The following is a 13408-nucleotide window of genomic DNA, read 5'->3' on the forward strand; positions in this document are numbered from 1 at the left end:
TGAGTACAATATGAGTAGCGGCTTTAAGATATTAGAACACTTTATATTTTCAGAGGATTCGAGTGTTAGTGCACTTTCTGGTGCGGCTTGTGTGGGAGATGATCTCTACTTGGTTGGAGATGATGTGGGTTACTTACTCAAAACTAATCAAAAAAATAATATCAATCGTGCGACTATTTTTGAAATAATTCCATTATTTGAACAGCCTAAACATACGACACTAACGGTATTTAGTAAAAAAACTAAACCAGACTTTGAAGCGCTTAGCTGTATTCGCTTTGATGGACAACTTCAATTATTAGTAATGGGTTCAGGTTCTACAGAAAATCGAAAAAAAGCATTATTGTATAATCCAGCTGATCATCAGGTTCATGTTCTACTTGATACCTCGGATTATGATTTCTTAGAACATTGTTTGGCGTTGACTGGTGGCGCTGAGCTCAATATAGAAGCAGTTTGTTCAGATCAAAACAATTTATACATTTTTCAACGTGGCAATATTAATCGTTTTCATGGTGTTTTAGTCTTTGATTTAATAAAACTTCAAAATGGAAAATCATTAGAAAGAGCGCTGAAAAATTCATTCAATCTGACATTACCAGAGCTTGAAGGGGCAGCAAGTGGTATTTCTGAGGCTTATTTTCTGGTGGAGAAAAATCTAATTATCGCCACCGCTGCGGTTGAGCAAACATTAAATACTTATGATGATGGCACGGTGCTGGGCAGTTTTATTTTAATTTTCTCACCAGAGGGAAAAATTTTATTTACACATCTGATTCAGGATTCGAAAGGACAAACTCTTGCTATTAAAGTAGAAGGAATTACATGGCTAGAGTCGACATCTGATGGTGAGGTATTTTTATTGGTCACGGATAGCGATGGTGGTGATTCTGAGGTTTTTAAAATATTACTTAGCAACTCTGTTTTTGCCAATTCTTCAGGTTAGTTCGTATTTCTTAACTTACCATTCAACTTATAAAATTAGGTTTTTTTAAAGCCCAATAAAAAATGCATAAAACCCAAAAATTAAAGAAACAAATCTTACACGTCCAACATTTATCTCTCTAAAAATTGATTTTAATCTAAAGCTCATCTCGCAAACTAAATAGCTGCTGGATTCGAAAGTTGTTGTTGAATCCATTTTACATTTTCAGGGGTGAAAAGATGGTCAATATTTTTCCAAATGATATGATAGCCGTATCCCCCTTGTTTCATTTCTTTAACCGCATCTTCAATTGCCCAATGCTCAAAAATAATTCGATACATCGCAATGGTTGCACCAGTTCGATCTGAGCCATGATAGCAATGCACTAAGATTTTCTGGTTTTGTTGTTTAGCAGTTTGAATAACATGCATTGCTTCTAACAAGTCTTTACGATTGATTGCCCAAGTATTGATTGGAATGTGTACCAGATTAAAAGGTTGATCTTTTAAAACTTTGGCATCTTCATTTCTAGCTCTCAAATTGATAATCGTATTAATTTGATGAGTTTCAAGGCTTGGGATCAAATCAATACTCGGCTGCTCGCTACGGAAAACATCTGAACTAATTTGATAAAAATTATGGGTGTTAGAAATAAGAGTTCCCCAATTTTGAGGACGTTGGTCTTTTTCTAAACTTGAGTGTTGCATACACCCTGAAACATTAAGCGTTGATAAAAGAACAACGGTGATAAGCACTTTTTTCATATTATTGATAACGATCAAATTCAACAGGATCATGTGCACAAATTAACTCAATACTTGGTTCGTGTTGAGCAAGATATTGTAACTGTTTAAGGTTATGTAACCTTTGTCGATTATCTTCTGCCAATAAACGTTCAGTAAGATCTAAGGCTCTCAATTTGTTTTTTGGATTGAGTTCTAAATGGGTGTAATACGCATCACCACAGAATAAAATCCAGCCTTCAGCTTTTTTAATTGCAATACCACAATGTCCAGCAGTATGACCAATCAATGGAATCATCAATATTTCATCTTGGAAAAAAGGAAGACCTTGAACCCTTTTTAAATTAAACCAAGCTTCACCATTTGTATGTTCAGCAAAATTCCAATGACGATGTTGTTTAAATTGTTCAGTTTTATAACGAAGTTTACCTTTGGCTGTTAATGTCTGTGTTGCATTAAACTCAGAAGCTAAAATATGCACGGTTGCATTAGGAAAATCTGAGATGCCACCCGCATGATCAAAATCAAGATGTGTGACAAAGATATGTTGCACATCTTCAGGGCGTAAGCCTAATTTTTGAATTTGTTCGATAGCAGTTAATTTGAGATTGGGCACAATCGAACCAAATTGAGTCAGTAATGAACCTAGACGTTGTTCAGTGTGCAAGTAGTCCTGTGTACCTAAGCCTGTATCAATTAAAACCAGACCTCGATCAGTTTCAATAAGTAGGCAATGACAAACTAGATGTGCTTTCCAGCCTTTTTGTCCAAATAGGGGAGCACAGACGGGACAAAAGCTTCCACAATGGAGATGATGGATGTTATAAATCATCGTGATTGTTATTCTATTTTGAAGAGAATTATTTTTATAACGTATCGATTAAAAAATACCAACAAATTTTTATTTTGCGATTTAAAAAGCCTATCAAATCGATAGGCAATGAAGTTTATTATTCAGATTCAATAGTTTTTTACTGTTCGACTTATGTTCGTAAAAAGTATTGTTTGTTTCATGTAGGACGCACTTCGTTTGTCTTGCACTGCGCTTGAAGCCTTTCGTCGGCTTCAATCTTTTAACTCACAGCATAGCTGTTTCGACTTGCTTTCGTAACGAGCGTTGCTCGTTTGATCCTCACTCAGGTTGTGGTGTTAAACGTAGATAGGGTTTCACTGCGGTATAGCCTTGAGGAAAGCGTTGTTTAATTTCCTCTTCATCTTTCAACGACGGTACAATGACGACATCTTCACCATGTTGCCAATTTGCAGGTGTTGCGACTTTATGTTTATCCGTTAGCTGTAATGAATCCACCACTCGCAATACTTCATTAAAGTTACGACCTGTTGAAGCTGGATAAGTAATAATCAAGCGGACTTTTTTATTGGGATCAATAATGACCAGTGAGCGAACAGTTAAGGTCTCACTCGCATTTGGGTGGATAAAACCATATAGTTCTGAAACTTTACGATCTTTATCCGCAATAATTGGAAAGTTGACCGTAGTATTTTGTGTTTCATTAATATCTTGAATCCAGCTTTTATGGGATTCAACATCGTCGACTGAAAGTGCAATTGCTTTGACGCCACGCTTTGTAAATTCATCTTTCAGTTTAGCGGTAAAGCCAAGCTCAGTGGTACAAACTGGGGTGAAATCCGCTGGATGTGAGAATAAAATGCCCCAGCCGTCGCCTAAAAATTGATAAAAATCAATATGACCGTCGCTAGAGTCTTGTTGGAAATTCGGGGCGATATCACCTAAACGTAATGTCATTTAATTAGTCCTCAATACATTATTGATGTTTTATGTGTGTATTTAATATGCAGGAATCACTTTATAAATAAAATTATTGTTTTTTCATTTTGTTATGAGAATTTAAGATAATTGAATGTAGCGAAGCTAAAAAATTGATCATAAATTCACACGCAAAGCGATGTAAGTTAAATCCAAATTTGCTACATTAACGCTCTTTAGTTGTGTGATGTCAGAATCGCCTCGCAGTTTTTTTACCTGTTTGGATGCAAAGCCCTTGTAGTTCTTATTTCTGACTCCATAATAACAGCTAAGAAAAAATTACTTATTTAAACAAACAGGATTAGAGAGTTTATTCATGTTGGCAAGTCTGATCGGAGGTATCTTCGGTACAAAAAATGAGCGTGAGCTCAAACGCATGCGTAAAATTGTTGAACAAATTAATGCGCTTGAACCGACGATATCTGCTCTTAGCGATGCAGACCTCTCTGCAAAAACTCCAGAATTCAGACAGCGTTTTAGTAACGGTGAAAGTTTAGATAAATTGATGCCTGAAGCCTTTGCAGTCTGCCGTGAAGCAGCAAAACGGGTTATGGGTATGCGTCACTATGATGTGCAATTGATTGGTGGTATTACCTTACATGAAGGTAAAATTGCTGAGATGCGTACAGGTGAAGGTAAAACCCTCATGGGTACTTTGGCTTGCTATCTCAACGCATTGAGTGGTCAAGGTGTTCATGTGATTACGGTGAATGATTACTTGGCACAACGTGATGCTGAGCTGAATCGCCCGTTATTTGAATTTTTAGGTCTGAGCATTGGCGTGATTTATTCAATGCAAATGCCAGCCGAAAAAGCTGAAGCTTATTTCGCCGATATTACTTACGGTACCAATAACGAATTTGGTTTTGATTATCTACGTGACAACATGGTTTTTTCTCTACAAGAGAAAAAACAACGTGGCTTAAGCTATGCAATCATCGATGAAGTTGACTCAATCCTGATTGATGAAGCACGTACACCACTCATCATTTCTGGACAAAGTGAAGATTCATCTCATTTGTATCAGTTGATTAATAGTATTCCGCCAACATTACGCCCACAGAAAGAAGAAAAAGTGGCTGATGGTGGACATTTCTGGGTAGATGAGAAACAACGTTCAGTTGAAATGACTGAAGTGGGTTACGAGACTGTTGAACAAGAATTAATTCGTATGGGATTGTTGGCTGAGGGTGAAAGTCTTTATTCAGCGACCAATTTGAATTTGGTTCACCATGTTACTGCTGCAATTCGTGCGCATTACTTATATCAAAAAAACGTACATTATATTATTGGCGTAAATCCACAGACTCAAAAAGAAGAAGTCATTATTGTGGATGAAAGTACTGGTCGTACTATGCCAGGTCGTCGTTGGTCTGAAGGTTTGCACCAAGCAGTTGAAGCCAAAGAGAACATGGAAATTCAACCAGAAAACCAAACTTTGGCAACCACGACTTTCCAAAATTATTTCCGACTTTATAAAAAGCTTTCAGGTATGACGGGTACAGCAGATACTGAAGCCGCGGAAATGAAAGAAATTTATGGTTTGGATGTGGTATTAATTCCAACGCATCGTCCAATGGTACGCCAAGATCATAACGATTTAATTTATTTAAATCGTAATGGTAAATACAATGCCATTATTGAAGAGATCAGTAATATTCGTCAAAAAGGTGTTGCGCCTATTTTGATTGGTACCGCAACGATTGAAGCGAGTGAAATATTATCTTCAAAACTGCTACAAGCAGGGATTCATCATGAAGTTTTGAACGCAAAACAACATGAGCGTGAAGCCGATATTATTGCGCAAGCCGGTAGCCCAAATGCGGTCACGATTGCAACCAACATGGCGGGTCGTGGTACGGATATTTTGCTCGGTGGTAACTGGAAAGCAAAGCTTGCCAAAATTGAAAATCCGACCCCTGAAGACGAAGCTCGTTTACAAGCACAATGGGAAAAAGATCACGAAGATGTCTTAAGTTCTGGTGGTTTACATATCATCGGTTCTGAACGTCATGAATCTCGTCGTATTGATAACCAGCTCCGTGGTCGTGCAGGTCGTCAAGGTGACCCAGGTGTATCACGCTTCTATTTATCACTTGAAGATGATTTGATGCGTATCTTTGCGGGTGATCGTGTCGTTGCGATGATGCGTGCAATGGGCTTGCAAGAAAATGAAGCCATTGAGCACAAAATGGTGAGTCGTTCGATTGAAAATGCGCAGCGCAAAGTTGAAGCACGTAACTTTGATATTCGTAAAAATCTATTGAAGTACGATGATGTAAATAATGAACAGCGTAAGATTATTTATACTCAACGTGATGAAGTATTGGCTGAAAGCACTTTACAAGACTATATCGAAGAAATGCATCATGAAGTGATGAAAGGGGTAATTGCTAACTTTATTCCACCTGAATCAATTCATGACCAATGGGATATTCAAGGTCTAGAAAATGCACTACGTACAGATCTAGGTATTGAGCTTCCTGTTCAGCAATGGCTTGATCAAGATCGTCGTTTAGACGAGGAAGGCTTGGTCGCACGTATTTCTGATGAAGTAATTGCACGTTATCGTCAACGCCGTGAGCAAATGGGTGATGAGTCAGCTGCAATGCTTGAACGTCACTTTATGTTGAACTCACTTGATCGTCATTGGAAAGATCATTTAGCAGCGATGGATTATCTACGTCAAGGCATCCATTTACGTGGTTATGCTCAGAAAAATCCTGAGCAAGAGTATAAGAAAGAAGCGTTTAATTTGTTCGTGAATATGCTGGGTATTATTAAATCAGATGTTGTAACTGATCTATCCCGCGTTCACGTACCGACAGCAGAAGAGTTAGCTGAATTAGAAGCTCAACAACAACGTCAAGCTGAATCTATGCGTCTTTCTTTTGAACATGATGATGTAGATGGTTTAACAGGTGAAGTGACGATTTCTGAAGAGAGTGGTAGCTTATCTGGAAATGCAGTATTTCCTGTACCAGAAAGCCGTAATGCGCCATGCCCGTGTGGTTCAGGTTTAAAATATAAACAATGCCACGGTAAGATCTAAATTTTTACCTTAGTTTATATTTAAGTAAAAAGCAGAGCATTCGCTCTGCTTTTTTTACGAGAAGTAACTTGTGTCTAGAGCAACTTTGTAGTTTTATTATGAGAATTATCCTCCTTAATTGGATTCGCATTAAAAGCGGGAAGACAATGAAAAAGCCATTACAATTTTTAATTTTAGCGAGTGCTGCATTATCTGGCGTTGCACTTGCAGATAACGTACCTCAAACGACTACGGTCGATAAAGTGCTTGCAGCAAAAGGAACGACTACTGCTGAGGCGCAGGTTAAACGTGAAGTTACTACTGTGATTAGTCCACGTACAGGTATTCGTTATACTCTAGGTGATACAGGTAATCGTCCAATCGTGTTACAAACTGCGGCAATTGCACCTGCAAATTCTGCCAATATTAATCGTATCGTTGCATCTAATCCTGCTTTATCAGCAAGAAGCCAAGAGAAAGCAAAAGTTGCTTTAATCGGTGAAGCGGCAGTGCAAACGGCGAGTGCTCAGCCACCCAAATAAATATTTAATGTCAAAAAAAGAGATGCTCAGCATCTCTTTTTTTATAATCAGTTTTTATAAAAAGCTAGGTAAAAGTATTAGACCAATAATAATGCCGAATAATAACCATTTAGACACATAGTACAAACGACGATTACGTTGTTTTAATTCACGACCATAGGCGTGTACAGCATAGCCATATTTGAAGATACGGTTAATGAAACCAGTTTTATCTTGATCATCATTGGGTGAACTTGCAGCAGACATCACGTTTCGTCCGAACCAATGATTTACTTTCTGTGCCCAACCCCATTTCATTGGACGTTCAATATCACAGAATAAGATAATACGTGTTTCATCTGTTTGATTATGTGCCCAATGGACATAAGTTTCATCAAAAACAGTTGCTTCACCATCTCTCCAAGAATAACGCTCTTGATCGACTTCAATGAAACAGTCATCGCTGTTCGGTGTGACTAAACCTAAGTGGTAGCGAACAGAACCCGCATAAGGGTCACGATGTTTACCAAGATAACTACCAGATGGTAGTTCAGTAAACATGGCTGCTTTTACAGAAGGAATACTTTCCAACAGCGCGACTGTTTTAGGGCAGAGTTGGTGTGCTGATGGGTGGCTATCCTGATACCATTTCAGATAAAAGCGTTTCCAACCGCGTTTAAAAAAAGTATTAAAACCAGCATCATTATTTTTTTCAGAAGCTTTAATTTGATTTTGAAGTTGGATAGCTTCTTCTCGAATCACCTGCCAGTTATCTTGTAATGGTTTCAGTTCTGGGAACTGCGCCACATCAAAGAACGGTTGGTTTGGCAGTTTAGAGAAACCAGTCATAAACATGTTAACTGGGGCTAGGAATGTAGAATGGTCGAATAATTGTCGAGATGCTTTTAATCGTTCCTTGCCGCGATAATAAGTGTATAGGAAGCTGACTAAAAATACGGCAACGATAATCACTGCGTACATAAATACAGTCGTCTAAAAAATAGGAGGGAGGTATTTTAGCACAAAAAATATTTTGCAGAATGTTGTTGTTAGACCAAGTGTAAAAGGCTTGAAATTGCCCGATAAATGGTTTTCGGATGATTAATTAAATAAATCATCCGAGAATAAGAGATGCGATTAAATTTGGTTATTTACATCATCATTTTTGGTTTCACGAATCAGTAAAAATGCGATTAAAGATAATACAGAAGCTAAGCTTAGATATAAACCGACAGCCCCTAAACCATAATTTTCTGCAAGTTGAGTCGCGATATAAGGTGCAAATGAAGCACCAAAAATTCCAGCTAGATTAAAGGTTAATGCTGAACCTGTATAACGTACTGATGTTGGAAAAATCTCTGAAAGCACTGTTCCAATTGGTCCATAGGTCAACCCCATGATTGAAAGTCCAATACACAAGAATAAAAACACCAATATTGGACTACCAGAACCAAGCAATGGAGCGAAGCATAAGCCAAACAGTGCTGATAATACGCAGACAGCGATGGATGTGGTTTTACGTCCAAACTTCTCTGCTAAGATCGCTGAGACAGGAATAAAGGCTGCAAAACACAAAGTTGCGGCTAGTTGAAGTTGTAAAAATTCCCCACGCGCATAGCCTAACTTAGTCGTACCCCAGTTTAATGCAAATACAGTGGTCAAATAGAACACTACAAATGTACAAATTGCGGCAATTGTACCCAACACAAGCATAGGAAAATGTTTGGTCATCACTTCATTAAAAGGTATATTCACCTCTTTTTGTTTATTTAATACCTTTTGAAATGCTGGCGTTTCATGTAATTTCAAACGGATATATAGCCCAACAAGTACTAATATTGCACTTGCAATAAAGGGAATACGCCATCCCCAAGTCATAAAATCTTGCTCGGACATAAAGGCGTTCAGTAATAGAAATGAACCTGTGGCAAGGATAAAGCCAATTGGTGCTCCCAATTGTGGAAACATCCCATACCAAGCACGTTTGCCTTCAGGGGCATTCTCAGTAGCGAGTAGAACAGCACCGCTCCATTCACCGCCTAAGCCTAAACCTTGTCCTAAACGGCATAAGGCAAGAAGTAAGGGGGCTGCAAGACCGATTTGTGCATAGGTCGGCAAAAGACCAATACAAACCGTTGAGATTCCCATGGTAAGCAATGCCGCAACGAGCGTTGCTTTACGCCCAATTCGATCCCCTAAATGTCCGAAAATGGCTGCACCAATTGGACGAGCGATAAAAGCAATTGCAAAAGTTGCGAGTGATTTGAGTACTGCGGCACCATCACTACTTTCAGGGAAGAAGAGATGTGGAAAAATCAATACAGCTGCGGTTGCGTAGATATAAAAGTCGAAAAACTCAATCGTAGTACCAACGAGGCTGGCAAATAATACCCGTACTTTTGAGTTGCTAGCCACTGCTGTAGTGACTGTCGTAGTACTTGACGACATACATAACCTTAATTTTATTTATTCAAGATGCAGAGCGATCATGACCTTGAAAAGCCCTTTTGAATGCGGGGTTTACTTAACAAACTGGATGTAATGTAGAGCTTTATAGTACATAACAATAGATCGCCAAAAAGTGTAAACCTGCCCCTAATAGCACAAAAACATGCCAAATTGCGTGGGTATATCTTACCTTTTTTAACGCATAAAACAATGTGCCAACGGTATAGGCGAGTCCACCTGCAATTAACAGTTGAATTGCTTCTTTTGAAAGGTAGCGTTGCATATCATCCATGACCAAAACTGCCAACCATCCCATCACAAGATAAGCGGCTAATGAAACTTTTTGAAAGCGATGAATAAAAACTAACTTAAATAGCGTGCCAATCAGTGCAATTACCCATAAAGCAATCAGTAAATAATGGGCTTTAGCTGTTGGAATCGCGATACTCAGAAAGGGGGTATATGTACCTGCGATGAGATAATAAATCGCAGTATGGTCCAGTTTTTTATACCAATAGCGTTTACGCTCATCTTGAGCAAAATGATAAATCATTGAGCTACTCAGTAATAAGACTAAGCTAAAACCATATACCCATAAACTGCACCATTGTGCTAAAGGCAGATGTTGACCTTTAATAATGAGTAAGATAGAAGCAATCAGTGCTAATACAGCTCCAATACCATGACTATAAGCATTAATTCGTTCTTCTTTCGGGTCATAGCTCAACAGGGTATTTAGGGTCATCAGATTTATTGTTTGCATAAAAATACAACTGTATCGTAATGCAATTTCCCTTTTAAAGTAAGACGCTTTAAAATTTAGTTTCTATTTGTCAGGTTTTCATTATGTTTGCGCCGAAATTTTCTTTTGAACAAGAACAGCAGTTTTTCTTGGATATCCAGCAATCTATTGAAAATAAAAGCTTTGATCGGCTGATACTCAGTCAATACAAAGGTGAGTTGGCAGAATTAGAAAAAATAACTTTTCGTATGATTGAATTACAAGGACAGGCAACACTGTCTTGTTTATATCATCACACCACTCAGGATGTGACTAAAAATTACACTCTAACTGATGGTGTAGAAAAGATTGCTGAGTTACTGAATCTATCTAAACAAGCCAATTTATTCACTTTGAATCAAGATATTCAATTAAAGAAAAATAAAAAGAAAGCGATGTTAAATCATCAAAAAAAGCAAACATCAGTACTTAAAGTTGAACAACAACAGCACAATCGTGAAAAGCAACGCTATGTACAGCAGCAAAATCCTTTTTTAAGACATTTGGGCATTACTGATGAAAAAGGCCAGATTGTTCCAAGTATGGCGCGTAAGTGGAAGCAGATTAATAAATTTATTGAAATTTTTTCTAATGCCTATGAACAGATTGATGCATCTCAACAAGAATTAAATATTGTCGATTTTGGTTCAGGCAAAGGCTATTTAACTTTTGCATTGTATGATTATTTACAGTCGCAACAAAAAACACCATTGATCACAGGAGTGGAATTGCGTTCCAACTTAGTTGAGTTTTGTCAGAATGTAGCTGATCAGGTAGGTTTCAATCATCTTGATTTCTTTGAAGGTGATGTACGTAGTTATCAGCCTGAAAAACTAGATGTGATGATTGCGTTACATGCTTGTGATATTGCCACTGACTTTGCTATTCATACGGGTATTCGTCTGAATGCTTCAATGATTATGTGTGCCCCATGTTGTCATAAAGAACTTCGTCCACAATTACATAGTCCAGAAGTATTGCAGCCAATGCTGCAATTTGGTATTCATGCGGGGCAACAGGCTGAAATGTTGACGGATACTTTACGTGCTTTATTACTTAAAGCATATGGTTATGAAACCAAAGTATTCGAGTTTGTTGCCTTAGAACATACCAGTAAAAATAAAATGATTTTGGCGACGAAACGTAAAGCATTTCAACAGCCTGATCCAAAAGTCATGCAACAAATCCAAGCCTTAAAAACGATGTATGGTATTGAAAAACAGAGCCTAGAATTATTATTACAAAACCAAATGCCGATTGAAAATATTGGTTGTAAGTGTTGATCAGGTTTGAATGCCATATGTATAGAATCAAACAAGGATGTTGGGAGCAATTACAGCAAGATGCTAAATTGATCCGAACGCAGGTTTTTATTTGTGAACAAGGCATCACCGAAGCAGATGAGTGGGATGATCAAGATGTGATTTCTCAGCATTTTGTGATCTATGATCAAGACCAGCCAATCGCGACTGCACGTTTACTCGAAAATAACAGTGTAGGGCGGGTTGCTGTACTAAAAGCCTATCGGGGGCAAGGTCTTGGACAAATGATTATGTTAGAAATTATTGGTTATGCTCAAAAGCAACGTCGATCAGTACTGACATTATCCTCTCAAGTCCATGCGATCTCATTCTATGAAAAGCTAGGTTTTACTGTACAAGGTAATTCATATGATGAGTGCGGAATTCCGCACATTGAAATGACGATGAGTCTAAACACTTTATAGATAAAAATCGTGTTGAGAGGGCTTACTCAACGGATCGTGATCAAGATGATGTAAGCTCATATTTTGATGCTACTTTTGTTGGTTATGCTCAATAACTTCTGATGCAGCAGAAACATGTTCATGTTGAGCAAGTTCTTTCTCTTGTTGGGCTTTACGTTGTGCACCAGGCATGTAATCAGGTTCTTGAGACATTGCTAAATAAAAAAAGCTGAGAAATATGGTACTTAATACACCCACAATAATGACAAACTTCCATCCTAATACCGTTTCTTCATTTGAGTTTTTTTGTGGTGATGGTTGATTGCTCATAATAAATTCCAAAAATTAAAATTTTAAGGTTGCAGCATTAATCAATAAAATTAATAAAACCTTAAATATTATATGGTTTTAAAATTACTTTGGGGAATTTATTTATATTTTGTATTGGATTCAATGCGTAAGAGTCTGCAAAAGTCAGTTGAAAAAATCGCATTGTAGATATTAAAAATAGAAAAAAGCATAAATGATTGAATAATTGGGGATAGAAATAACCGAATTATTCAATCATGATTCATTCAAGATTTGGTCGTGCAGACTCAGAGGTTCTTCCAATCCTCAATCGCTTTTAACCCTGTTTCTATGCCAACATCGTAGCTATAGCGAATTTTTGCTTTGTTTTTAGAAAGTCGACCTGCCATGTTTTTTAAATCAGGGGGGCAAACTTCAAGAATTTGTTGTTTTGACGCTGAGCGAACAAATTGCACCGAATCATTGTAACGTTGAGTTCTGTTGAGCAGGCTTTGTGCAAAACCACGTTTTTGTTTAAACACATATTTAGCGAGCAACTGATCACCTTTGCTGCTAGCTTTATAATAATTCTTTGGTCGTGTTCGTAATACCATAAGTTTCGAAACATCATGTTGCTGAGCAGCCCAATGTATTGGGAGGGCATCCGCAACACCACCATCAAAGTAGGGTTCACCAAATACGTCAACTGCTTGACGTGTGAGTACGGGGATAGAACTAGATGCTCTTAATCCATCTAAAATATTGTCTTTAGATGCTCTGATATAAGTGGCTTCACCTGAAATCGCATGGGTGAGCACCATATAAAATTCAGGGTGATTTTCAAATAGATGTGTCTGATTTAAAGGATATTCTTTTTCAACTACATCCCACATCCATTTTAAATCTAATAAATCACCGCCTTTAAAGAAGCGACCGTAATGGATAAATTCAGAGCGAAGGGAATGATCTAAATAGATTTGTAGAGTGCGACCTTGCTGAGCAGCTAAGTAATTTGCGACATTGGTTGAACCAGAAGAAACACCAACACAAAGGTCAAAAGGATTAAATTGTTGCTGTAAAAATGCATCTAAAACACCGCTGGTAAATGCGCCGCGCATTCCACCACCTTCAACAACCAGTGCCTGACGATTTTGGTGAAGCATTGAAAATCTCGAAT

At 37.8% G+C, this 13408-nt stretch carries 13 protein-coding genes; 5 read left to right on the forward strand and 8 right to left on the reverse strand.

Annotated elements, in window-relative coordinates:
- Positions 1-10 precede the first annotated feature (10 nt).
- Positions 11-946 carry a DUF6929 family protein gene (locus AAV96_RS17530; protein WP_046740244.1) on the forward strand — a complete coding sequence of 312 codons (936 nt, stop codon included), beginning with the start codon at positions 11-13 and terminating at the stop codon, positions 944-946.
- A gap of 155 nt (positions 947-1101) precedes the next feature.
- On the opposite strand, the gene AAV96_RS17535 is transcribed toward AAV96_RS17530, so the two are convergent.
- From AAV96_RS17535 to AAV96_RS17545, 3 genes are all read right to left on the reverse strand, one after another.
- Positions 1102-1689 (reverse strand): dual specificity protein phosphatase family protein, encoded by a 588-nt coding sequence (locus AAV96_RS17535; protein WP_171249181.1) that lies wholly within the window; start codon positions 1687-1689, stop codon positions 1102-1104.
- Position 1690: 1 nt separating this feature from the next.
- On the reverse strand, positions 1691-2500 hold the full coding sequence (locus AAV96_RS17540) for an MBL fold metallo-hydrolase (protein ID WP_046740245.1): 810 nt from the start codon (positions 2498-2500) through the stop codon (positions 1691-1693).
- A 300-nt stretch (positions 2501-2800) separates the two neighbouring features.
- Complete coding sequence (locus AAV96_RS17545) at positions 2801-3436, reverse strand: peroxiredoxin (protein ID WP_046740246.1); 636 nt, start codon at positions 3434-3436, stop codon at positions 2801-2803.
- Between the two features lie 337 nt (positions 3437-3773).
- Here AAV96_RS17545 and secA point away from each other — a divergent pair, with 337 nt between their 5' ends.
- Positions 3774-6509 carry a preprotein translocase subunit SecA gene (gene secA / locus AAV96_RS17550; RefSeq protein ID WP_005214359.1) on the forward strand — a complete coding sequence of 912 codons (2736 nt, stop codon included), beginning with the start codon at positions 3774-3776 and terminating at the stop codon, positions 6507-6509.
- Positions 6510-6655: 146 nt separating this feature from the next.
- Positions 6656-7030 (forward strand): hypothetical protein, encoded by a 375-nt coding sequence (locus AAV96_RS17555; RefSeq protein ID WP_046740247.1) that lies wholly within the window; start codon positions 6656-6658, stop codon positions 7028-7030.
- A 54-nt stretch (positions 7031-7084) separates the two neighbouring features.
- Here AAV96_RS17555 and lpxO read toward each other — a convergent pair whose 3' ends face one another.
- The 3 genes from lpxO to trhA form a co-directional block, all read right to left on the reverse strand.
- Positions 7085-7990 carry a lipid A hydroxylase LpxO gene (lpxO, locus tag AAV96_RS17560; protein WP_046740248.1) on the reverse strand — a complete coding sequence of 302 codons (906 nt, stop codon included), beginning with the start codon at positions 7988-7990 and terminating at the stop codon, positions 7085-7087.
- A 156-nt stretch (positions 7991-8146) separates the two neighbouring features.
- Positions 8147-9457, reverse strand: coding sequence for an MFS transporter (locus AAV96_RS17565; RefSeq protein WP_046740249.1), 1311 nt, complete (start codon positions 9455-9457; stop codon positions 8147-8149).
- A gap of 103 nt (positions 9458-9560) precedes the next feature.
- Complete coding sequence (gene trhA, locus AAV96_RS17570) at positions 9561-10202, reverse strand: PAQR family membrane homeostasis protein TrhA (RefSeq protein ID WP_155857134.1); 642 nt, start codon at positions 10200-10202, stop codon at positions 9561-9563.
- Positions 10203-10303: 101 nt separating this feature from the next.
- Between trhA and AAV96_RS17575 the strand changes: the two genes are divergently transcribed.
- A complete protein-coding gene (locus AAV96_RS17575; protein ID WP_046740251.1) occupies positions 10304-11521 on the forward strand; it encodes a class I SAM-dependent methyltransferase in 1218 nt (405 codons plus the stop codon).
- A 17-nt stretch (positions 11522-11538) separates the two neighbouring features.
- The gene (locus AAV96_RS17580; RefSeq protein ID WP_046740252.1) at positions 11539-11964 is read left to right on the forward strand and encodes a GNAT family N-acetyltransferase; all 426 of its coding nucleotides are present in this window, start codon (positions 11539-11541) and stop codon (positions 11962-11964) included.
- Positions 11965-12033: 69 nt separating this feature from the next.
- Here AAV96_RS17580 and AAV96_RS17585 read toward each other — a convergent pair whose 3' ends face one another.
- The gene (locus tag AAV96_RS17585) at positions 12034-12273 is read right to left on the reverse strand and encodes a hypothetical protein (protein ID WP_046740253.1); all 240 of its coding nucleotides are present in this window, start codon (positions 12271-12273) and stop codon (positions 12034-12036) included.
- A 266-nt stretch (positions 12274-12539) separates the two neighbouring features.
- A complete protein-coding gene (locus AAV96_RS17590; protein WP_004664736.1) occupies positions 12540-13394 on the reverse strand; it encodes a patatin family protein in 855 nt (284 codons plus the stop codon).
- Positions 13395-13408 lie beyond the last annotated feature (14 nt).

It is taken from the genome of Acinetobacter sp. AG1 (assembly GCF_001005525.1).
In the GTDB taxonomy this organism is placed as follows: domain Bacteria; phylum Pseudomonadota; class Gammaproteobacteria; order Pseudomonadales; family Moraxellaceae; genus Acinetobacter; species Acinetobacter modestus.

Excerpts from the sequence above, each read along its gene's own strand:
- AAV96_RS17530 (WP_046740244.1), top strand. The coding sequence starts at position 11 with ATGAGTAGCGGCTTTAAGATATTAGAACACTTTATATTTTCAGAGGAT.
- AAV96_RS17535 (WP_171249181.1), bottom strand. The coding sequence starts at position 1,689 with ATGAAAAAAGTGCTTATCACCGTTGTTCTTTTATCAACGCTTAATGTT.
- AAV96_RS17540 (WP_046740245.1), bottom strand. The coding sequence starts at position 2,500 with ATGATTTATAACATCCATCATCTCCATTGTGGAAGCTTTTGTCCCGTC.
- AAV96_RS17545 (WP_046740246.1), bottom strand. The coding sequence starts at position 3,436 with ATGACATTACGTTTAGGTGATATCGCCCCGAATTTCCAACAAGACTCT.
- secA (WP_005214359.1), top strand. The coding sequence starts at position 3,774 with ATGTTGGCAAGTCTGATCGGAGGTATCTTCGGTACAAAAAATGAGCGT.
- AAV96_RS17555 (WP_046740247.1), top strand. The coding sequence starts at position 6,656 with ATGAAAAAGCCATTACAATTTTTAATTTTAGCGAGTGCTGCATTATCT.
- lpxO (WP_046740248.1), bottom strand. The coding sequence starts at position 7,990 with ATGTACGCAGTGATTATCGTTGCCGTATTTTTAGTCAGCTTCCTATAC.
- AAV96_RS17565 (WP_046740249.1), bottom strand. The coding sequence starts at position 9,457 with ATGTCGTCAAGTACTACGACAGTCACTACAGCAGTGGCTAGCAACTCA.
- trhA (WP_155857134.1), bottom strand. The coding sequence starts at position 10,202 with ATGACCCTAAATACCCTGTTGAGCTATGACCCGAAAGAAGAACGAATT.
- AAV96_RS17575 (WP_046740251.1), top strand. The coding sequence starts at position 10,304 with ATGTTTGCGCCGAAATTTTCTTTTGAACAAGAACAGCAGTTTTTCTTG.
- AAV96_RS17580 (WP_046740252.1), top strand. The coding sequence starts at position 11,539 with ATGTATAGAATCAAACAAGGATGTTGGGAGCAATTACAGCAAGATGCT.
- AAV96_RS17585 (WP_046740253.1), bottom strand. The coding sequence starts at position 12,273 with ATGAGCAATCAACCATCACCACAAAAAAACTCAAATGAAGAAACGGTA.
- AAV96_RS17590 (WP_004664736.1), bottom strand. The coding sequence starts at position 13,394 with ATGCTTCACCAAAATCGTCAGGCACTGGTTGTTGAAGGTGGTGGAATG.